This is a genomic window from Mesorhizobium sp. M00.F.Ca.ET.216.01.1.1 (genome assembly GCF_004010325.2).
Classification (GTDB): domain Bacteria; phylum Pseudomonadota; class Alphaproteobacteria; order Rhizobiales; family Rhizobiaceae; genus Mesorhizobium.
Map to the genome: position 1 here is coordinate 1 of NZ_SADR02000484.1, position 295 is coordinate 295.

Consider the following 295-nt stretch of genomic DNA (forward strand, 5'->3'; position numbering starts at 1 on the left):
CGCGCTTATCCTGTCGCTGCACCGGGAGCTGGACGGATTCCGCGAAGACGCCGCTTCCAATTCCGGAACCAAGATTGGCACGACCCGCCGCGGCATCGGCCCCGCCTACGAAGACAAGGTGGGCCGGCGCGCCGTGCGGGTGATGGATTTGGCGGATTTGGAAACGCTTCCCCTGAAGGTCGACAGGCTGCTGACGCACCACAATGCGCTGCGCCGCGGGCTTGGCCATGCCGAGGCGACGCATGAGGCGATCATGCAGGAGCTGACTGCGGTCGCCGGCGATATCCTGCCTTAC

At 65.8% G+C, this 295-nt stretch carries 1 protein-coding gene; it reads left to right on the forward strand.

The features are described 5' to 3' along the window. Positions 1–295 (forward strand): adenylosuccinate synthetase (locus EN859_RS37075; protein WP_189502576.1); only part of this gene is annotated, 295 nt, incomplete at both ends.